The 20,319-nt window shown below is 64.2% G+C and carries 12 protein-coding genes and 1 pseudogene; 5 read left to right on the forward strand and 8 right to left on the reverse strand.

Annotation, left to right across the window (positions count from 1 at the left end; translation table 11 throughout):
* Nucleotides 1–66: 66 nt before the first annotated feature.
* On the reverse strand, nucleotides 67–1,851 hold the full coding sequence (locus CLU94_RS11400) for a tetratricopeptide repeat protein (RefSeq protein WP_099665714.1): 1,785 nt from the start codon (nucleotides 1,849–1,851) through the stop codon (nucleotides 67–69).
* Nucleotides 1,852–2,018: 167 nt separating this feature from the next.
* On the opposite strand from CLU94_RS11400, the gene mutM reads away from it, so the two are divergent.
* The 5 genes from mutM to CLU94_RS11425 are packed head-to-tail and all read left to right on the forward strand — an operon-like array spanning nucleotide 2,019 to nucleotide 8,394.
* On the forward strand, nucleotides 2,019–2,855 hold the full coding sequence (mutM, locus tag CLU94_RS11405) for a bifunctional DNA-formamidopyrimidine glycosylase/DNA-(apurinic or apyrimidinic site) lyase (protein ID WP_099665715.1): 837 nt from the start codon (nucleotides 2,019–2,021) through the stop codon (nucleotides 2,853–2,855).
* Nucleotides 2,856–2,877: 22 nt separating this feature from the next.
* Nucleotides 2,878–4,779: a dynamin family protein gene (locus tag CLU94_RS11410; protein WP_099665716.1), complete on the forward strand. Its 1,902-nt coding sequence runs from the start codon at nucleotides 2,878–2,880 to the stop codon at nucleotides 4,777–4,779.
* Nucleotides 4,780–4,817: 38 nt separating this feature from the next.
* Nucleotides 4,818–5,981: an A/G-specific adenine glycosylase gene (gene mutY, locus CLU94_RS11415; protein WP_099665717.1), complete on the forward strand. Its 1,164-nt coding sequence runs from the start codon at nucleotides 4,818–4,820 to the stop codon at nucleotides 5,979–5,981.
* Entirely contained in the window at nucleotides 5,981–7,774 is a 1,794-nt protein-coding gene (locus tag CLU94_RS11420; protein WP_180278640.1) for a sensor histidine kinase, read from the forward strand. Before mutY ends, CLU94_RS11420 begins: the two co-directional genes overlap by 1 nt.
* Nucleotides 7,771–8,394, forward strand: coding sequence for a response regulator transcription factor (locus CLU94_RS11425; protein ID WP_099665719.1), 624 nt, complete (start codon nucleotides 7,771–7,773; stop codon nucleotides 8,392–8,394). Before CLU94_RS11420 ends, CLU94_RS11425 begins: the two co-directional genes overlap by 4 nt.
* Before the next feature lie 122 nt (nucleotides 8,395–8,516).
* Here the strand turns inward: CLU94_RS11425 and CLU94_RS11430 are convergent, their stop codons facing one another.
* The 7 genes and pseudogenes from CLU94_RS11430 to CLU94_RS11460 all read right to left on the reverse strand — a co-directional run.
* Nucleotides 8,517–11,738 carry a molybdopterin dinucleotide binding domain-containing protein gene (locus CLU94_RS11430; RefSeq protein ID WP_099665720.1) on the reverse strand — a complete coding sequence of 1,074 codons (3,222 nt, stop codon included), beginning with the start codon at nucleotides 11,736–11,738 and terminating at the stop codon, nucleotides 8,517–8,519.
* Nucleotides 11,739–11,748: 10 nt separating this feature from the next.
* Complete coding sequence (gene nrfD / locus CLU94_RS11435; RefSeq protein WP_099665721.1) at nucleotides 11,749–12,861, reverse strand: NrfD/PsrC family molybdoenzyme membrane anchor subunit; 1,113 nt, start codon at nucleotides 12,859–12,861, stop codon at nucleotides 11,749–11,751.
* 3 nt (nucleotides 12,862–12,864) lie between these two features.
* Nucleotides 12,865–13,575, reverse strand: a complete 711-nt coding sequence (gene dsrO / locus CLU94_RS11440; RefSeq protein WP_099665722.1) for a sulfate reduction electron transfer complex DsrMKJOP subunit DsrO — start codon at nucleotides 13,573–13,575, stop codon at nucleotides 12,865–12,867.
* Nucleotides 13,576–13,721: 146 nt separating this feature from the next.
* Entirely contained in the window at nucleotides 13,722–14,870 is a 1,149-nt protein-coding gene (locus tag CLU94_RS11445) for a deoxyguanosinetriphosphate triphosphohydrolase (protein ID WP_099665723.1), read from the reverse strand.
* Between the two features lies 1 nt (nucleotide 14,871).
* Entirely contained in the window at nucleotides 14,872–16,491 is a 1,620-nt protein-coding gene (aroKB, locus tag CLU94_RS11450) for a bifunctional shikimate kinase/3-dehydroquinate synthase AroKB (RefSeq protein WP_099665724.1), read from the reverse strand.
* 102 nt (nucleotides 16,492–16,593) lie between these two features.
* Entirely contained in the window at nucleotides 16,594–18,804 is a 2,211-nt protein-coding gene (locus tag CLU94_RS11455; protein WP_180278641.1) for an Ig-like domain-containing protein, read from the reverse strand.
* A 112-nt stretch (nucleotides 18,805–18,916) separates the two neighbouring features.
* Nucleotides 18,917–20,242 (reverse strand): annotated as a pseudogene (locus CLU94_RS11460) (type IV pilus secretin PilQ); the annotation flags it as partial.
* Nucleotides 20,243–20,319 lie beyond the last annotated feature (77 nt).

A 20,319-nucleotide genomic window follows, 5' to 3' on the forward strand; every position in this document is an offset into this window, starting at 1 on the left:
GACATGGGCACAAGGAAAAACCAGCGCCATGGCGCTGGTTTCTCATAGTTGAGTTAATCGGTTCAATCACAAACTGACATTCAAGCGCGCCAGGGTGCTTTTCAGTGCATCGTTTTTCGGATCCTTGCCTTGCGCCTCGCGCCACAGCTTTTGCGCTTCGGCCTTGTCGCCCTTCTGCCACAGCACTTCGCCCAGGTGGACGGCGATTTCCGGGTCGCTGCGCACGGCATAGGCGCGGCGCAGCGCGCTTTCCGCGGCGGCCAGGTTACCCATGCGGAACTGCACCCAGCCCATGCTGTCCATGATGAACGGGTCGCCCGGCGCCATCTGCAAGGCTTTTTCGATCAGTGCATGGGCTTCCGGCAGGCGGATGCCACGTTCGGCCAGCGAGTAACCGAGGGCGTTATACGCGTGCTGATTGTCGGGCGCCAGCGCCATCACGCGGCGCAGGCTCGCTTCCATCAGCTCGAGTTTATCCAGGCGCTCGGCCAGCAAGGCATAGTCGTACAGCAGTTCCGGATTATCGGGGAAGCGCAGCAAGGCGTTTTCCAGCACCGTATAGGCGCTTTGCACGTAGCCGGCATCGCGCAGGAATTGCGCGTCGACCAGCAGCACCTGCGCCTGGCTTGCCGGATCGTCCGTTTCGATTTCCGTCAGCGCCTTGCGCGCCGCATCGAGATTGCCGCCACGGGCGATCAGCTGGGCGCGGCGCAAACGCGCCTCGACATAACCGGCGGACGCACTGTTGTCGATCTTGTCCAGCCAGGCGATGGCGCCGGCCGTGTCGCCGCGCGTTTCGGCGATCTGCGACAGTATCATCAGGGCCTTGAACGGATCGCGCGCGTCGCCAGGGGATTTGTCGAGCACGGCCAGGAAGCGCTTGAAGTACTGCTCCGCGCCCTTGGTATCTTCCAGCTGCAACGCCACGATGCCGAGCGCATACAGGCCGCCCAGGTTGTCGGGCTGACTTTTCAGCAGCAGCAGGAATTGGTCGCGCGCCGGCTCCAGCTGTTTTTGCTCGACCAGCAGGCGCGCATACGCGCCGCGCACCTCGACAGCGTCCGGATTCTTTTGCAGGAAGGCGGCCAGCACCTTGCCTGCCGCCTCGGGTTCGCCCGTCACCTGCGCCAGGGTCAGCGCGGCCAGCTCGGAGTTCGGCTTGATCGCCAACGCCTTGTTCGCTTCGCCGATGGCGCGTTCACGCTCGCCTATCGACAAGGCGCCCTGCGCCAGCACCAGGTGGGCTTCGAACATGTCCAGGTAGGGCTGCACCAGGCGCGTCACCATCGAATAGGCATACAGCTTGTCATTCGAACGCGACAGGATTTGCTGCATCTGGAACAGGGCCACGCCGCGCGCGCCCGGCGGTGCATTGGCCAGGCGCTCGGCAAAAATCGGTTCCGCTTCTTCGATCTTGTCCGTCAAGACGACGAAGCCGAGGAAGAACTGGGTCGCCTCATCCGATTCGGGCGCCAGCTCGCGCCACAGGCGGATGGCCGCCAGCGCTTCGCCGCCCTGCTTGGCGGCCAGTGCCATTTCGGAGGCGCGGCGCGCCAGGCGCGGATCACGCGTCTGCTGCGCCGCCACCATCATCGTCACGTACGGCCCTTGCCACTGGCCGCTCTTGAATTCCATTTCAGCCTTGGTCAGCTTGTACAGCAAATCGCTGCTCAACTCGACCTTGGGCAGCTTCTCGCCCTTGGCGTCGTCGCCGGACTCGGTACCGGGCGCCGGCGGCGCGGCGGCCGCAGCGGGGCTGGCCGCCCCATCGGCAGGGGCAACAGGCGTCTGTGCCATGGCATGCGTGGCCATCAGGGCGGACAAGGTTACAATGGCGAAAGCGTTTTTCAAAGGCTGATCCTGGCTAAACGGCAAAGTTTGATTCTACGCCCAACGCGGCTATCGCGTACTTCACGTATGTAACGAAATATATACGTCGTGGCGGCGTAGCGTGCCCGGGCCAGCCATCGGCCGGCGACCCGCCTGTTTTTTACCCGGTTTTCCACCATTCGAGCCCTATGCCAGAATTGCCAGAAGTCGAAGTCACACGGCGCGGTGTCGCGCCCCACATCGAAGGGCGCGCCGTGCGTGCCGTCGTGCTGCGCCGCGACGGCCTGCGCTGGCCCTTCCCCCCGGCCCTGGGCGAACAATTGTCGGGGCAGACCATCGGCCTGACGGGGCGGCGCGGCAAATACCTGCTGATCCACTTCCGCCACGGCACCCTGATCATCCACCTGGGCATGTCGGGCCATTTGCGCGTACTGCCCACAGGGACGGAGGCGCAAAAGCACGACCATTTCGACCTCGTCGTGGAAGACGCGGACGGCAGCAGCCAGGTGCTGCGCATGACGGATCCGCGCCGCTTCGGCGCCGTGCTGTGGCATGACGAGGCCGACGGCCCGCTGGATGGCCACGCGCTGCTGCGCGGCCTGGGCACGGAACCGCTGGAAGGCGGCTTTACGGGCCAGCTGCTGTTCGAGAAAACGCGCAACAAGGGCACCAACATCAAGCAGGTGCTGATGGCGGGCGACATCGTCGTCGGCGTGGGCAATATCTATTGCTCCGAAAGCCTGTTCCGCGCGGGGATCAACCCGAAGACGCCAGCCCGGCGCATCGGCCTGGCCCGCTATGAGAAACTGGCGCAATCGATCCGCGACGTGCTGGCCGAAGCCATCGTGCAGGGCGGCAGCACCCTGCGCGACTTCATCGGCGTCAACGGCCAGTCCGGCTACTTCCAGCAGACGTATTTCACGTACAACCGCGCGGGCAAGCCATGCCGCGTGTGCGGCGCGCCGATACGGCAAATCGTGCAGGGACAGCGTTCCACGTTTTACTGCGTGAATTGCCAGAAATAGCCACACTCACAGAGGGAGCCAGATGGTCAGAGACTTGGAACAATACAGCGCATGGCGGCAGGACGTGCAGGCCGCCTTGCAGGCATACCGGCAAGCCGCCAGCGCGGCGGGCCTGGTCGACGGCGCCTCCGCGCTGCGCCTGGCGCGCTGTGGCTCCCGTCTGACTGACGACCGCCTGTCCGTGGCCTTCGTGGCGGAATTCTCGCGCGGAAAATCCGAGCTGATCAACGCCATCTTCTTTGCCGGCTATGGCCAGCGCATCCTGCCCTCGGGCGCGGGCCGCACCACCATGTGCCCCACCGAGCTGCTGTACGACGCGGCCTGGCCGCCATCGATCCGGCTGCTGCCCATCGAGACGCGCGCCCAGAACCTGTCGACCAGCGACTACCGCGACCTGCCCGCCGCCTGGACCGTCCTGCCCCTGAACATCGAGGCGGGCGGCGACATGCAGGAAGCCATCCGCCAGGTCAGCCTGACGAAAAAAGTCAGCGTGGCAGAAGCGGCGCGCTACGGCCTGTACGATGCCGACGACGCGGACGCCCCTGCCATGCTCGACGAGGACGGCCAGGTGGAAATCTCCATGTGGCGCCACGCCATCATCAACTTCCCCCATCCGCTGCTGAAACAGGGCCTGGTGATTCTCGACACGCCCGGCCTGAACGCCATCGGCACGGAACCGGAACTGACCCTGAACCTGATCCCGAATGCGCACGCGGTGCTGTTCATCCTGGCGGCCGACACGGGCGTCACGCGCAGCGATATCGAAGTATGGCGCAACCATATCGGCGCCGGCGCGGGGCGCCTGGTAGTGCTCAACAAGATCGACAGCATGTGGGACGAATTGCGCGGCGATGCCGAGGTGGCGCAAGCCATCGAACGCCAGCAGGCCAGCGTGGCGCACCTGCTGACACTGGATGCGGGCCAGGTGTTTCCCGTCTCGGCGCAAAAGGCCCTGGTAGGCAAGATCAACCATGATGCGGCGCTGCTGGAAAAGAGCCGCTTGCTGCCGCTGGAGACGGCCCTGTTCGAGGAGCTGATCCCCGCGCGCAAGGACATCATCCGGCGCCAGCTGGCGTTCGACCTGGACGCCATCGAGGCGGCGCAGCAGGTGCAGGCGGCGGCCCGCGCGCGCGGCATCGCCGAGCAGCTGCACGAGCTGCACAGCCTGCGCGGCAAGAACCAGAGCGTGATCGCGCACATGATGCGCCGCGTCGATATCGAGAAGAAGGAATTCGACAGCAGCCTGTTCAAGCTGCAGGCCACGCGCGCCGTGTTTACCCGCCTGTCGACGGAACTCTATACAAGCTTGGGCATGGATATCGTGCGCAACGATATCGATGGCGTACGCGCCGCCATGCAGCGCAGCCGCTTTTTCACGGGCTTGCGCGAAGCCGTGCGCCAGTATTTCGAGCGCATCACCCGGAACCTGGACCGTTCGGAAGGCAAGACGGCCGAGATCACGGAAATGATGAACGTGATGTACCGAAAATTCGCCACCGAACATGGCCTGGCGCTGGCCTTGCCGATGCCGTTTTCGCTGGCCCGCTACCGCCAGGAGATCGCCGATATCGAAGCCGTGTATCACAAGCAGTTCGGCACGGCCACCTTGCTCACCACCAGCCGGGTCGTGCTGATGGAGAAATTCTTCGACACCATCGCCTCGCGCGTGCGCCGCAGTTTCACCAACGCCAACGACGACGCCAGCGCCTGGCTGAAAGTCATCATGGCGCCCCTCGAAGCGCAGATCGTCGAGTACAAGGAACAGCTGAAACTGCGCTTTGCCTCGATCCAGCGCATCCACGATGCCACGGGCAGCCTGGAACAGAAAATCGCCGGCTTCGAAGCCAGCCTGGCGGCGCTCGAACGCGACAAGGCGCAGCTGGCGCAATTGCTCGCTGCCTTGCGCACGGCCAGTGCCACATAAGACACGCAACAACACGCCACAAGATACTGGAACCCTGCATGAAACGTCTGCTGCATCCGCTCTCGCCCGCCACGGGCGTGGCCCCCATTGAAGATTATATCGACCCGACTTTTTCCGCCACCGTCATCGCCTGGCAAAAGCAGCATGGCCGCCATGCGCTGCCGTGGCAAAACACGCGCGACGCCTACCTGATCTGGCTGTCCGAAATCATGCTGCAGCAAACGCAGGTCACCGCGGTACTCGGCTACTATGCGCGCTTCCTCGAACGCTTCCCTACCCTGCGCGATCTGGCCAGCGCCCCGGTGGAAGACGTGATGGCGCAGTGGAGCGGCCTCGGTTACTACACGCGGGCGCGCAACCTGCACAAGTGCGCGCAGCGCGTGGTGGCCGAATACGACGGCGTGTTCCCCAGCGACCCGGCCTTGCTGGCCGACCTGCCCGGCATCGGCCGCTCGACGGCGGCCGCCATCTCCGCGTTCTCCAGCGGCACACGCGCAGCCATCATGGACGGCAACGTCAAACGCGTCTTCGCGCGCACCTTCGGCATCGATGCCTATCCCGGCGAAAGACGGGTCGAGGAAGCCATGTGGCGCCGTGCCGAAACGCTGCTGCCGGAGACAGGTATCGAAGCCTACACGCAGGGCCTGATGGACTTCGGCGCCACCCTGTGCACGCGCAGCAGCCCCGATTGCGGCCGCTGCCCGCTGCAGCCGCGCTGCGTGGCCTACGCTACGGGCCGCACCAAGGATCTGCCGGTGCGCAAACCGAAGAAAACCAGCCCGGAAAAACACGCCGTCATGCTCGTCATCATCGACGATGGCCGGGTGCTGCTGGAACAGCGTCCCGGTTCCGGCATCTGGGGCGGCTTGCTGTCGCTGCCGGAACTCGATGGCCACGTGCTGGCCGGCGAGGACTGTCCGCGCGACATCGATCAGGAGCTGCTGGCGCACGCCGTGGCGCCGTTTGGCGCAATCGAAACGCAGGAACGACTGCTGCCCATCGTGCACGTGTTTACCCACTACAAACTGCACATCGTTCCCTGCCGCATCACCCTGGCGCGCCGCCTGGCGCTGGCCGGGGAAGCGACGCACGTCTGGTACGACGGCGCAAAAATTGCAGACGCGCCGCTGCCTGCCCCCATCAAGAAACTGCTGCTGGACCTGTTCGGCGATGCGCGTTCGGCGCAACGCAGCATGTTCTAGTGCGGCGTTTTGTACTGCTCGCGCTGGCGGCGCTGTGTCTGCACGGCGCCCAAGCGGCGAACGACCTGCCCGAGGTAAGAATTGGCGTACTGGCCTACAAGGGCGGCGACGCCGTGCAGCAGGACTGGTCGTACGTGACGCGCCACCTGCAAGCGAGCATTCCCGGCATCCGTTTCATCCTGGCCGACTACGACCAGGCGGGCCTGACGCGCGCCGTGCAGTCGCAATCGATCGCCTTTGCCATCACCAGCAGCGGCCATTACGTGGCGCTTGAACACAGCGATGGCGCCAGCCGCATCGCTACCCTGGAGTCGCCATGGACGGACTCGCCGCGCCAGGCCATCGGCTCGGCCATCGTCGTGCGCAGCGCGTCACCGCTGCACGACCTGGCCGACCTGGCTGGCAAGAACGTGATGGCCGTGGCGCCCGACGCCTTTGGCGGCTACCAGATCGCCGCGCGCGAATTGCGCGAAGCGGGCATCGATCCCGCGCATGATTTTGCCAGCCTGCGCTACAGCGGTTTTCCGTCGCAGCAGATCATCGACGCCGTGCGTGCGGGGCGCATGGATGCGGGCATCGTGCGCACCTGCCTGCTCGAACAGATGGTCGCGCGCGGCGAAGTGCGCGCCGAGGAACTGCGCGTGATCACCACGCGCCCGATTCCCGGTTTTCGCTGTGCCAGCTCGTCGCGGCTGTATCCGGACTGGCCCTTCGTGGCCCTGCGCCAGACGCCGCCCGCGCTGGCGAAAAAAGTGGCGCAAGCCCTGCTGGCCATGCCCCGCACGGAGGAAGGCTACAGCTGGACGGTACCCAGCGATTACCAGATCGTCGATGAACTGTTCCGCGACCTGCGCATCGGTCCCTACGCCTACCTGGACAAGCTGACGTTCGAAACGGCGCTGCGCCGCTACTGGGGCTGGATGCTGCTGGTGCTGGCCCTGCTGGTGGCCTGGGCCGTGCACACGGTGCGCGTGGAATACCTGGTCAGCCGGCGCACGGAGCAACTACGCGCCGCCCAGCACCAGCAGCGCGCGCTGGAAGAGCAGGCGCGCCAGCGCCAGGCCACGCTAGACCACACGGCGCGCCTGGCGATTCTGGGCGAAATGGCCAGCGCCATCGCGCATGAATTGAACCAGCCGCTGGCCGCCATCGGCAATTTCGCGCGCGGCATGGCGCGCCGCATCACGGCGGGTCGGCTCGATGCGGCGCCCCTGCTCGACGGCGCGCAGGAAATCGCCACGCAAAGCGAACGCGCGGGCGCCATCATCCGTCACATTCGCGCGATGGCGCAAAAGCGTCCCGCGCACAGCACCGCCTTCGCCCTGGCCGACGCCGTGGAGCAAGCCGTGGCCCTGTTCCGCGCAGCCCATCCGCAAGCCAATATCAGCTGGTGCCACGAGGCGGTCAGCGCGGCACCGCGCGTGCTGGCCGACCCGCAGCAAGTGCAGCAGGTGCTGCTCAATTTACTGAAAAATGCGCTCGATGCGCAGCTGGAAAACGGCAATCCGCAGCACCCCATCGGCGTGCTGCTGCACCGCGAAAACGGCGCCTGCACGGTGGCCGTGCGCGACGCCGGCTGCGGCCTGGAAGCGGCGCAGATGGCGCGCCTGTTCGAACCCTTCTTTACCACCAAGGCCGAAGGCCTGGGCCTGGGCATGTCGCTCAGCAAAAGCATCATCGAATCGTTCGGCGGCAGCCTGTCGGCGCACGCCAACGCCGATGCACCGGGCTTGACGGTCTGGTTCCGCCTGCCCGAAGATACCGGCCTGGGAGCCAACAAGGAAACACCATGAATGAAAGCGATGCGATCATCTTTGTCGTCGACGACGACGCCGCCATGCGCCGCTCGCTGGCCTATCTGTTCGATTCGGCCGGCTGGAAGGTCGAGACGTTCGAGTCGGCGCGCGACTTCCTGCAGCGCTACGCTGGCCATGTGCCGGGCTGCCTGCTGCTCGACGTGCGCATGCCTTTGATGAGCGGACTGGAACTGCAACAGGAGTTGAACAATAGGACCGGGCACGCCATCTCCCTGCCCGTGATTTTCCTCAGCGGTCACGGCGACCTGGCCATGGCCGTGCAGACGATGAAGGCGGGCGCCTGCGATTTTTTGGAAAAGCCGTGCAAGGACCAGGTATTGCTTGACGCCGTCAGCCGGGCCGTGGCCCGCAGCGTGGAAGAAAGCCGCAGCGCCGCCAGCGCGAATACGGCGCAATCGGCGCTGGCCAGGCTCACCGCGCGCGAGCGCGAAGTGGCGTTGCTGATGGCCGAAGGCAAAGCCTCGAAAGTCATCGCCCGCGAGCTGGGCATCAGCGACAAGACGGTGCAGGTGCACCGCCATAACACGATGGAAAAACTGGGCCTGCATTCGGCAGCCGAGGTAGCCCGGCTGCTAATGGCCGGCGGCGAAATCTAGAACACCCAACCCAACCTACTGCGCGTCGTGATTTGCGGCCTGCGATGCTCACTGTGCATTCGCACAGCTACGCTTCTCGACCGCACCTCCCTTCCGCTCGCTACGGTTTTGTTGAGCGTTCGTTAAGCCCGCACGATACGCGCCGGCAGCCCCTGCCGCACCGACGTGCCCGAGACGGGATCGACAAACACGTTCTTGTCGCTGCGGCTCGGGTCCGTCAATCCCAGGTCATTCAGGTTGATGCCGGCGCCGATGGCCGGTTCATCTGGCTGGCGCAGCTTGCCGATACGGTGGGCGCGCGCACCGTGCTCCTTGTGGCCGAAACCGTGTTCGACGGCGATCACGCCCCGCTGCACGCCATGGCGCAGCATCACCGTGGCCCTGGCCCTGCCTCCCGGCGTTTCCAGGTAAATGGCATCGCCATTTTCCAGCTTCAAGCGCGCCGCATCGTCGGGATGCACGGCGACCGGGTTGTCCGGATGGATGCCGCGCAAGCGCCGCGCACCGATGCTGTAGGAGTTCTGCAGCGCCGATTTAAAGCTGATCAACTCGAACGGCCACTCGCTGGCCGGATAGGTTTTGCGCACGGGCGTGCCATCGGCAAACGCCGCCACTCGCCACGCGGGCGTGCCGGGGAAACGCTTGCCGCTCAAGCTGTTCTTGCTCACGCCCAGGCCTTCGTTGTACAGCATCATCGGTTTCAGATAGCGGTGCGTGGACCAGTCCTGCGGATACGGCGCCTCGTCGATCACGGGTACAGGAGCTGCCGGCGCCTTGGGATTCGCCGGTGGCGGCAGGCGCAGGCCGAACATTTCGCCATAGCTCTGGTAGCGCCCTCCCCGCGCCAGCATGAAGGCCACCTTGCGCCACTCTTCCGGCTTCAGGGTGCGCTCCAGTTCGGGGCGGATGCGGCCCACGCCGGACAAATCGATATCGTCGTCGCTGGCCTCCGGCACGGCCGTCTTGCCCTGCCAGGCGATGTTGGCGCCGCCGCGCAGATACCAGTCTTCCGCGCGCTGCAGGGGGAAGCGCTGGCCATCCATGTCCTGCAAGGCATCCGGACCGAAACCGGGCAAGTCCATCGTTTTCGCCAGCGCGATGAAGAACGATTCCATGCAGATGGTCTGGCCGTCCGGCGTCTTTTGCACGCGCGGTTCGACCACGGGCCAGCGCGCCGTGCTCATTTTGACGGGCATGCCGCCCCAGGCGCCAGCCCAGCCCCAGCTTTCGTACAGCAAGGTGTCGGGCAACAGGTAGTCGGCAAACGCCGAGCTTTCATTGATGAAGGGGTCGATGGCGACGATCAGGGGAATCTTCTTCGGATCGGCCAGCTCTTTGCCGATCTGCGCGCGCAAGCCCGTGATGCCGTAGACGGGATTGCAGCTCCACAGAATCAGCGCCTTCAGGGTGTACGGGTAGCCGTTCATGGCGCTGGTCAGCCACTCGGTGGCCAGCGCGGGCGCATTCGGATACCACGGCGCCTTCGCCGGATACGCCTTGCCCGCTTCTTTCTTCAGCTTGAATTCCGAGGTTTTTTCATACGGCACATTGCGCCCGATCGGCATGCCGGCCGCCTTGATCTCGCCGTCGAAACTCTCGAGGTTATAGCGCGGCCCAGGCCCCGCATCCTTGAAGCTGCCGCCGTTGACCAGGGTGCCGCCCTTGCGGTTCAAATTGCCGATCAGGGTATTGAGCATGACCAGCGCATACGCGTTATAGAAGCCCGCACCCGACATCATGCCGCCGTGCGCATTGACGGCGGCGCGCTTGCCATGGCTGGTGAGTTCCTGCGCCAGCCCTTCGATGATGTGGCGCCCTATGCCGCAGGCGGCCGCGTAATCATCCATGCTGTGGCGCTGCGCTTCCTCGTTGAGCATCGTCATGGCCGTCTTCAGGTGCAGCGGTGCGCCCGCCACGTCCAGCGGGCCGTCGAAGAACAGGCGCGCCTCGCCCTTGGCGGCATTGTGCGGCACGATCGCTTGCGTGGCGGCGTCGATCACGCAAAAGGCGTCGCCATCCTTGTAGCGCTCTTCTTCCGGCAGCTCCACCGCGCCGATATCCGACGCCCGCAGGTAGCGGCCATCGCGCGGATGGCCCTTCTCGTTGATGATCAAATGCGTGGCATTGCACCAGGCGGCTTCGCCCGCCGCTTCCGCCACCTTCAGGTTCGGCTGCACGAGGAAGTTGCGGTCATAGCGTTCGTGTTCGATGATCCAGCGGATCATGGCCATGGCCAGCGCGCCATCCGTGCCCGGCTTGATCGGCACCCAGCGGCTGCGGTCGCCCGCGGCAAGGCTGTCCGCGTTTGTCAGCACGGGGTCGACAACGACGTAACTGAATTCGCGCTTGCCAGAGCGGGCCTTGGCGATCAGGGTACCCTGGCGCTTGAACGGGTTGCCCGCATTGCCCGGCGCCGTGCCGACGAAAATGCAGAACTCCGTGTTTTCCAGGTCCACTTTCGCGTGCGGCATCTTCTTCATGTCGCCGAACATGGCGCCCGAGCCGCTGCGGTAGGCGCCGCCGCAATACGAACCGTGGTTGACCAGGTTCAAACTGCCGTATGACTGCTTGAAAAAGCGCGTGCCGAACGCCAGGCGGCCATCGTCGGTACTGCACATCAGGCCCACCTGGTTCACTTGCGGGCCCAGTTCCGGCTGCGCCGGATCGATCGGCTTTTCCAGCTCGCGCAAGGCGCGCAGCCCCTGCACGTGGCCTTCGCCAAACAGGTCGCCGCCTTCCGTCACTTCCTTCACCAACTGGTCGAAGGCGATCGGTTCCCACTGGCCGCCGCCGCGCGGTCCCACGCGCTTCATGGGCGCCAGCACGCGGAACGGCGACTCCATCTGTTCCAGCACGCCGTTGCCGCGGCCGCAAGCCGTCGAACGGCCCTTCAGCCCCTTTTCCTGGAAGCGCGACAGCGACACAAAGCTGTCGCGGATCGAGGTTTGATACGGCAGCGCCGGGTCGGCCGACAGGGGGCTGTAGGGATTGCCCGCCACGCGCAGCACCTTGCCGCTTTTTTTATCCAGGCGTACGCGCACGCCACAAAACGTGGTGCAGCCCATGCACATGGTGTAGCTCACTTGCTGGTCGGGATTGACCGTCAGCTTGCCCGTGGCCGTATCGACGGAAAACTCGGGCGGCAGGGAATTGCCATGCAGTTTCTGCACGGGTTTATCCTTGCCCAGCGCATGGTCGACCATGCGGCCGGCCGTGGTGGAAAAGCTGGCGGCAAACGCGGCCAGGCCGCCGCCAATGGCGCCGTAGCGCAACAGCTTGCGGCGTTTTTCGTTTTCGTCGTCAGGGACGTCGTTATGTGCGTTGTTGTGTATTTGATCGTTCATTTTTGACTCCTCAGTGCGTGGCCATGGCGGAACGGCTGCGACCAGCGACGACGCGTCCCGCCCATGGCAAAAATTCCAGCATCAGCAACAGCAGCGCGATCCACAGGCCGGCCGTGCCAATAATGCCCAGCAAGCCATCGTTCCCCATCGGCAGGTGGTAGTCGTACAGGCCTGCGCCCGTCTTCGGAATCGTCTGGCCGCCGATAAAAATCGTCCAGCGCATCATCCAGGCGCTATGCAGCGCGATCAGGCCATTGGCCAGGCCACTCGTGGCCGGACGCCAGATGGCCAGCGCCATCGGCACGATGGCCGACAGCACGGCCCATACGGCCGTGAACTGCCATTGAGGCATGCCCGCCACCTGCGTAAAGGCCATGCTGTGGCTGGCGCTCACGCCGGAAAGACTGACGAACAGCCAGCCGCCGCCCAGTGCCAGCACCAGCGCCAGCGACAGGGCCAGCGCGCGGTTCAGCGATACTTCCAGCGCCTGGTCGCGGCCCGGCAGGAAGCGGTTGAACAGCAGCGCCAGGCCCACGGCCCCGACAAAGGCCGTGGCGGCAAATTGCGCCGGCAGGAAAGGCGTGAACCACAGGGGACGGGCACGCACCACCATCACTTCCATGCCCGTGTACAGGCCCACGACGAAGGCGGCGAGCAAGGTGAAGGCGGCGGCGACGCGAATGGCCCGCAAGGAAGCGGCGCCGCCGCGCCCCAGCAAGCGGTAGGCGAAGGCCAGGCGGTCCTGGCCCTGTCCCCGTGTGGCGAAGTCCACGCGCAGCGCCAGCCACGCGTACAGCATCAAACAGCCCAGATACAGGGGGATGAAGAACGAGCCCCACGACATCCACGACTGCGGCTGGAAGTAAATATAGAAATGGTAGAAGCGGCCCGGCCCGTGCAAGTCGGCCAGCAGCGCCACGGGCGCCGTCATGCCGCACACGAGGGATGCCAGCAGCGCGATGCGTCCCAGGCGTTCATACGCCTTGCGGCCAAAGACGAAGTACGGCAGCGTCAGCATGAAACTGCCATAACTGAGGCCGATGAGGAAAAAATACTGCACCGCCCACGGCAGCCATGCCGCTTCGCGCGTGACGTTGAGAATTTCGGTGATGTGGCTGTCCATGGTTTATTTCCCGTGTTTGCTCGGTTGCCAAAGAGTCGCTTCGCCCTCGACGTGGCCGGCAAAGCGCGTGTCCAGTCCCAGGTAAAACACGTGGGGCTGGGTGCCCTGCTCGGGTTTCAGCACCTTCACCTTGTTCTCGGTCAGCAGCTGGTGCACCACGCTGTCCGGGTCATTCAGGTCGCCGAAGATGCGCGCGCCGCCCACGCAGGTTTCCACGCAGGCAGGCAGCAAGCCTTCATCGACCCGGTGCGCGCAGAACGTGCATTTGTCGGCCTTGCCCGTTTCGTGGTTGATGAAGCGCGCGTCATACGGGCAGGCTTGCACGCAGTAGGCGCAGCCCACGCAGCGGTCGCCATCGACGACGACGACGCCATCCTTGCGCTGGAACGTGGCGCCGACGGGACAGACGGGAATGCAGGGGGGATTGGCGCAGTGGTTGCACAGGCGCGGCAGCATGTAGGTGCCGCAGCGGTTCTCTTCCTTGACTTCATAGGTCGAGACGACGGTGCGGAAGCTGTTTTCCGGCACGGCGTTTTCCATGATGCAGGAGACCGTGCAAGCCTGGCAGCCGATGCATTTCTGCACATCGACCACCATCGCCCAACGCTGGCCGCCTTCGCCCTTCGTTGCGGCCTTGCTGGGCAGCGGCGCGATGGCCGCCCCGATGGTTACGGCTGGCAAGGCGCGCAAGAAACTGCGGCGCGATTCAATCATGACACTCTCCTTGACTATGGGGCGGCAAGCCCTTGTTGACTTGCTGCCATGATAGAAAAGAAGTTGCCGTACGGATATTGGGGTGATCGGGTGGGGACCTAGATGATCATGCCAATTGACAGGGGGGAGGAATGGGGGTAATGCGCTTACAACTCGTCGAGCGAATACAGCCTGCGGTGCTCACGAATCGCGTAGCGGTCCGTCATGCCGGCGATGTAGTCGGCGATCTTGCGCGCCTGCTGCGTGACAGTGCCATCCCTGTCATGGCCAATAAGCTGATAGTCGGGCGGCAGCAGGGCCGGTTCGTCCATGAAGCTGTCGTACAGTTCGCGCACGATGCGGCTCGCCTTCACGCGCATGCGGTTGACCTGGTAGTGGCGGTACAGGTTCGCGCGCAGGAACCGCTTGAGCTCCGTCGCATCCTTGCGCATGGCGTCCGAAAAACGGATCAGCGGGGGACTGGCGCGCACTTCCCTGACGTCGCGCGGAGCGGCGTCCGCAATCAGGGAAGTCGACGTGACGATCAGATCGTCGGCCAGGGCCGTGATCAGGCGGCGCAGGGTTTCGTAGATGGCGCGCCGGCCCGACAGGCCGGGAAACGCCTGCTGCACGTCGCGCCACAGGCGGCCGAAGAATTCCACCTCTTCCAGCTGGGCGATCGTGATCAGGCCGGAGCGCAGGCCGTCGTCGATATCGTGGCTGTTGTAGGCGATTTCATCGGCCAGGTTGGTCAGCTGCGCTTCCAGGGTCGGTTGCGTGCGATCGATGAAGCGCTGGGCCACGGGGCCCAGTTCGCGCGCATGCGCCAGCGAACAGTGTTTCAGGATGCCTTCGCGCGTCTCGAACATCAGGTTCAAGCCATCGAAGGCGCCGTAGTGCTCTTCCAGGGTGTCGACCACGCGCAGGCTTTGCAGGTTGTGCTCGAAGCCGCCGTGCGCCTGCATGCACTCATTGAGCACGTCCTGGCCCACGTGGCCGAACGGCGTGTGGCCCAGGTCATGCGCGAGCGCGATGGCTTCCACCAGGTCTTCGTTCAGGCGCAGGTTGCGCGCGATGGAGCGGCCCACCTGCGCTACTTCCAGGCTGTGCGTCAGGCGGGTGCGGAACAAATCTCCCTCGTGATTGAGGAACACCTGGGTCTTGTACTCGAGGCGGCGGAAGGCAGAGGAATGGATGATGCGGTCGCGGTCGCGCTGGAACTGGCTGCGCGAGGCGTGCGGCGCCTCGGCAAAGCGACGTCCCTGCCCCTGTGCCGAATGGGCTGCGTACGGGGCGAGGAAGTCTTCGGGCAGCATGTTATTGCACTCCGGCGGCCAGGGTAGCCAGCACCAGTTCGTGGGGCGCGGACGTGATGTTCGGGCTGCCCAGGGGTTTCAACAGGATGAACTTGATGGCGCCGCCCTCGTTCTTCTTGTCCACTTCCATCAGTTCCAGCCAGCGCGCCACGCCCAGGTCCGGCGCCTTGACGGGCAGGCCGGCGGCGGCCACCAGCGCGCGCACGCGCTCCACGGCCGCCTGGTCGATATAACCCATGCGGCACGACAGGTCGGCCGCCATCACCATGCCGCAGCCGACGGCTTCGCCATGCAGCCAGTGGCCATAGCCCAGGCCCGCCTCAATGGCGTGGCCGAAGGTGTGGCCGAAATTCAGGATGGCGCGCAGGCCGCCTTCGCGTTCATCCTGGCGCACCACGTCGGCCTTGATTTCGCACGAGCGGGCGATGGCATAGGCCAGGGCGCCCTTGTCGCGCGCCATCAGCTTGGCCATGTTCGCCTCGATCCAGTCGAAGAAGGCGGCATCGATGATGGCGCCATGCTTGATCACTTCGGCCAAGCCGGCCGACAGCTCGCGCGCCGGCAGGGTTTCCAGGGTCGAGGTGTCGGCGATCACGGCGCGCGGCTGGTAGAAGGCGCCGATCATGTTCTTGCCCAGCGGGTGGTTGATGCCCGTCTTGCCGCCGACGGAGGAATCGACCTGCGCCAGCAGGGTGGTGGGCACCTGCACGAAGCCGATGCCGCGCATGTAGCTGGCGGCCGCATAGCCGGTCAGGTCGCCGATCACGCCGCCGCCCAGCGCCACCAGGGTGGTCTTGCGGTCGCACTTGTTGGTCAGCAGCGCGTCGAAGATCTGCATCAGGCTGGCCCAGTTTTTATATTCTTCGCCGTCCGGCAGGACGATGCTGATCACCTCGCGGCCATCGCTGGCCAGCGCCGCCTGCAGGCGGCCCAGGTACAGGGGGGCGACGGTGGTATTGGTGACGATGGCCACCTTGTGGCCGCTGATATGGCGCAGCAGCGCGTCGGCGTCGGCCAGCAGGCCGGGACCGATGGCGATCGGATAACTGCGCTCGTCGAGGTCTACGCTCAACAACATTTTAGATTGCTCGTTCATCGAAGGCTCTGCATGAATGACGCAGTTGGGCGAGGCCTCGCATTCGAGGCTGGCCAGCTGCATCAGGATGGTCTGAACCATCGATTGTACGTTAGGACGGCCCGTGTCGATCACAATGTCGGCCACTTCCATGTAATGGGGCTCGCGCTGGGACGTCAATTCTTCCAGCTTGCGGCGCGGGTCGGCCGTCTGCAGCAGCGGGCGGTTCTTGTCGTGGCTGGTGCGCGCGAGGATGTTGCTGACACTGGCACGCAGGTAGACGACCGTGCCCCGTTCCTTCAGGTAGGCGCGGCTGTCGGCGTTGAGGATGGCCCCGCCGCCGGTGGCCATGACGATGCCTTCCTGGGCGCTCAGGTCGCGGATGACCTCGGCCTCGCGCCGGCGAAAGCTGGCCTCGCCCTCGATTTCAAAGATCCACGGGATGGTCGCTCCCGTGCGTGCCTCGATTTCGTGGTCGGAATCGACAAAGCGCAAGCCCAGCTTGCGGGCCAAAATGCGCCCGATCGTGGTTTTGCCTGCGCCCATGAGGCCGACAAGAAAGATATTACTGTTGGAAATTTCGGACACTTTTTATATCAATCAGAAAATAAGCAGGCACCGCCTCTACGGCGCCCGTTTCCCCTTACGTCAAGGACAGGAGAATGTCAGTCTAAACGGGTAACTGGTGGCGTTACCCAGCGGCGTCGTCACTGTTACATTAAACGTGCTGACCACATTCGCTACACAATTTGTCGGCGTCAGGCTGTTAATTGTAACGGCATGCCGGCCTCCCTGGTTACCTTGAATGTTGCCTCCGGTACGGTCATCCACGCCAAGCGTGTTGTGCGGATAGATATTTTGTATGCTGTCCGGAGTGATGGATCCAACGCCATTGATCATATTCGTGATCGCGACCGTGGTCCCGGAGGGCATGGGGTTTTGATGCAAATCGCTGAATCTCAAGCTGAATTGACGCACTGCAGCGGCTGAAACGCTCCCAAGATCATAGGTGCTGCGATCCAGGCTGACCTGGGCCGACTGATCGAACAGCGTGACATTTTCGGGACGGCTGCCGCTCAGGAAGATGGCGATCTTCGCGAACAACGTCTTGCTGCCGTCCGAAGTGCTGGCGCAGATGGTGGCAAGACCGGGCCACAGGCTGTCGGCCGTGCCGCCATTGCTGACATCATTGCAGGGCGTGACAGGTGGATTGGTGGCCACACGCGGGTTCTGGCTGCGGAAGTCGACCGAGCAGCCGCCGTTCATGGTGGTGCAGCCGCCCATGCTGGACGAGCCGATGGCGCCCAAATTGCTCTGAAATGCCACCGGCGTGCCGTCAGGAACAGGGTTGCCCGCTTGGTCTGCCAGCAAGATAGTGACGATCGTGGCAGGGGTGCCTACGGGGCTATCATACGACCAGCCTTCCACGCTGGACTTGACGGAGCTGAGCGAAAACGCCGTTTGCACAGGCAAACCCGTCGTTACCAGGATGGAATCGGACAAGGTGGAAATGCCAGAGGCCAGGCTGGCCTTGACGCGGAAGGTGGTCGGGGTGGTGCCGGAACTCACGGTGGTGATGACGTCACCATTGGCATCCGTGGTGTCTTTCACTTTATTGAGCGTCATGCCAGGGCCGTTCAACAACGAAAACGTCACTTCCTGGCCGACCAGCGGTTTGTTGAAAGTATCGAATACGCGGAAAGTGAGCGTAGCCATTTCCGTGCGCGCTATGCCGCCCTGCCCTTGAATCACGATCGATTTACCTACCGGACTGACGCTGGAAAATTGTACCGATGCCGGCGCAACGCGGCCGATCGGCAGCGTCCCGTGATACATGGAAGCGCTACCCGCGACTGTGGCATTGACCATATCGTAGTCATTGCAACCCAGGTCGCGGAAAACAGCTGTGGCCTTGCCATTGACGACAGGCACGCCACTGGTCACGCTGGCCTTGCCGGCCTGCACGCAAGTCGAACTGAAATTTACCGTCTGGCCTGATCCCGTGTACAGGCTGCTGCCAGCCATGACATCAACCGTGACGTTGGTGGTGCCATAGGCCGGGATGCTTGCGGGCGAAAACCGCAGGTTCTCCGCACTCAGGTCGGTGGCTCCCAGCACATAATTGATCTGGCTGCTGGCAACGGCACCATTGGCCGTCGTGGTCGCCCGCAACGTGGCGGCGCCGCTGGCCGACAGACTGAAAGGACGCAGCGTTACGCTGGCCGTACCTGTCGCATCGGTCAGTGCCGTCCCTACCGATGGTGACATCACTGCCATGGTATTGTCAGTCGAGAATGCCACCAACACGTCGCTGATCGGTTTTCCGTTCAAATCGGTCACCAACGCCTTGGCCGTCAGCGGCGCGGCGCTCGACAGCGCGTTACTGGCGCTGCCGCCGTTAAGCAGCGATAGCGTCATTTTGGCGCCCGATGCCTGGGCCGCCTTGATGTCATAGCTCGCCTCGCCGCTTACCGTGGCGGTGCCCGCCGCGACAGTGGCCGTCAGCTTGCCGGCACCGGTGACCGACGCATTCAAGGCCGAGACGGTGATGCTGGCATAGCCCTTGGCGTCGGTCAGCGCCGTGCCGTTGGTTGACGACAACGATACCAGCGTGGCATCGGCTGAAAACGTGACCACGACATTGCTGACAGGAACGCCATTTTTATCGTTGACGAGCGCCTTGGCCGTCAGCGGCGTCGTGCTGCTCAATGCATTGCTGGGCTGGCCAGCGGCGTTCAACAGGCTTACCGTGACCGTCGCGGCCACGCCGCCCGTCGTGCCGCCACTGCTGCCGCCATCGATGGTCGGATCACCGCCACCGCCGCCACAGGCGGCCAGCAAGGCGCCCAGCGCCAGCAAGACCAGCCAATTCGATACCCGACTCCAATAAGTGTTGCTCCAAGATACATTCCGCATAGTCGCCATCAGTCCGCTTTCGTTTGCATTGTTACTTAAACGTAAAGATGTGACATTAACGTGTTGCTGGCCGATCTGCCACTATTTTCGGCGTAATAAACACCATCAGTTCGGTTTTTTCTTGACTGCGGCCCGTGCTGCGGAAAAAAACACCAAGTACGGGGATGTCGCCCAGCAGCGGCACCTTGCTGTCCGTGCCCCGCTCGGATTGCTGATAAATGCCGCCCAGCACCACCGTGCCGCCGTCTTCCACCATCACTTGCGTGCGCACGTGCTTGGTGTCGATGGCGAAGCCGGAGCGGGTTTCCTGGCCCACGCTATCCTTGTTGACGTCCACTTCCAGCACCACGTTGCCGTCCGGCGTGATCTGCGGCGTCACTTCCAGGCGCAGATTCGCCTTGCGGAAGGTGATCGACGTGGCGCCGCTGCTGGTGGCCACCTGGTACGGCAGCTCGATGCCCTGTTCGATCAGCGCCAGCACCTTGTCGGCCGTCACCACGCGGGGGCTGGAAATGATCTTGCCCCTGCCGTCCGCTTCCAGCGCGGACAATTCCAGGTTCAGAAAACGGTTGGCGGCCGCCGAAAACAGGCTCAGGGCGAAACTGGCCGGCTGCAAGCCATTGATACTGGCGGCCGGCAAGTTGACAAATTGCGTGTTCGGCACGAAGGCGCCGGCGCCGGCCACCGTTTGCCCCGTCGCCTCGCCCACGCCCTGGTAACTGCCGCCGATGGCCGCGCGGCGCCCGCTGCCGCCCAGGGAAAATCCGGGCACCTGGCCCGCCGCCAGGCGCTGGTCCGTAAAACCCAGGCGCGCGCCCAGGTTGCGGCTGAAACTGTCATTCGCCTCGACGATGCGCGCCTCGATCATCACCTGCCGCGTGGCAATATCTGTCTTGGCGATCAGTTGACGGATCTGCTCCAGGCGCGCCGGCACGTCGGTGACGAACAGCTGATTCGTGCGCGGCTCGATCAGCACGCTGCCACGGCGCGACAGCAGGCGGCTGCGCCCTTCTCCCGCGTCCAGGGCGAACACCGTGCGGAACGCTTCGGCCTTCTGGTAATTGAGCTGGAAGATGGCTGACTGCAAGGGTTCCAGTTCCGCGATCTGCGCGCGCGTTTCGAGCTCCAGCTTTTCGCGCGCCAGCATTTCCTCACGCGGCGCGATCCACAGCACGTTGCCATTGCGCCGCATGTCCAGCCCTTTCGCCTGCAGCAACACGTCGAGCGCCTGGTCCCACGGCAAGTCGCGCAGACGCAAGGTCACGTTGCCCGACACGCTGTCGCTGGCGACGATATTTTGCCCCGACGCATCGGCCAGGATATGCAGGGCCGCGCGCACGCCCACGTTCTGGAAGTCGACGGAGATTTTCTCGCCGGCATACAAACGCGGCGCCGACACGTGCACCACGGCTTCCTGGGCAAGGCTGCTGGCGTGCAGACACAGCATGGCGGCCAGCA

It is taken from the genome of Janthinobacterium sp. 13 (genome assembly GCF_002749695.1).
Taxonomy (GTDB): Bacteria; Pseudomonadota; Gammaproteobacteria; order Burkholderiales; family Burkholderiaceae_D; genus Janthinobacterium; species Janthinobacterium kumbetense.

Excerpts from the sequence above, each read along its gene's own strand:
- mutM (WP_099665715.1), top strand. The coding sequence starts at position 2,019 with ATGCCAGAATTGCCAGAAGTCGAAGTCACACGGCGCGGTGTCGCGCCC.
- CLU94_RS11410 (WP_099665716.1), top strand. The coding sequence starts at position 2,878 with ATGGTCAGAGACTTGGAACAATACAGCGCATGGCGGCAGGACGTGCAG.
- mutY (WP_099665717.1), top strand. The coding sequence starts at position 4,818 with ATGAAACGTCTGCTGCATCCGCTCTCGCCCGCCACGGGCGTGGCCCCC.
- CLU94_RS11425 (WP_099665719.1), top strand. The coding sequence starts at position 7,771 with ATGAATGAAAGCGATGCGATCATCTTTGTCGTCGACGACGACGCCGCC.
- CLU94_RS11430 (WP_099665720.1), bottom strand. The coding sequence starts at position 11,738 with ATGAACGATCAAATACACAACAACGCACATAACGACGTCCCTGACGAC.
- nrfD (WP_099665721.1), bottom strand. The coding sequence starts at position 12,861 with ATGGACAGCCACATCACCGAAATTCTCAACGTCACGCGCGAAGCGGCA.
- dsrO (WP_099665722.1), bottom strand. The coding sequence starts at position 13,575 with ATGATTGAATCGCGCCGCAGTTTCTTGCGCGCCTTGCCAGCCGTAACC.
- CLU94_RS11445 (WP_099665723.1), bottom strand. The coding sequence starts at position 14,870 with ATGCTGCCCGAAGACTTCCTCGCCCCGTACGCAGCCCATTCGGCACAG.
- aroKB (WP_099665724.1), bottom strand. The coding sequence starts at position 16,491 with ATGGGCGCAGGCAAAACCACGATCGGGCGCATTTTGGCCCGCAAGCTG.